The 426-nt window shown below is 68.1% G+C and carries 1 protein-coding gene; it reads right to left on the bottom strand.

Annotation, left to right across the window (positions count from 1 at the left end; translation table 11 throughout):
• Nucleotides 1-426, bottom strand: a 426-nt coding sequence (locus AC5P1B_RS35875) for an alcohol dehydrogenase catalytic domain-containing protein (protein ID WP_493892225.1), incomplete at both ends; no start/stop codon positions are given.

Here is a 426-nt window from a genome sequence, read left to right as displayed (position 1 = left end):
TACCGGGCGACCTGCACCGCCGCCGAACCCACCCCACCCGTCGCGGAATGAACCAGCACCGACTCCCCCGCCCGCAACCCCGCCAGGTCCACCAACCCCAGCCACGCCGTCAAAAACACGACCGGCACCGCCGCCGCCTCCCGCCACCCCCAACCCTCCGGAACACCTATGACCATCCGGGCATCAGCCACAGCCACCGGACCAAACGCCCCGTCGAACAAACCCATCACCCGATCACCAACAACCACCGAAGACACATCAGCGGCCACCGCAACCACCACACCCGCACCCTCACTGCCAATACCGCTCTGCCCCGGCGCCATACCCAAACTCACCAACGCATCACGGAAGTTCACCCCCGCCGCACGCACCTCGATCCGCACCTGACCGGGCGCCAACGGCTCCAGCACCTCCGAGCACGGCACC

The organism is Streptomyces sp. A01 (assembly GCF_059026195.1).
The sequence above is the reverse complement of the archived record's forward strand: the minus strand, read 5'-3'. Positions and strand labels throughout refer to the sequence as shown.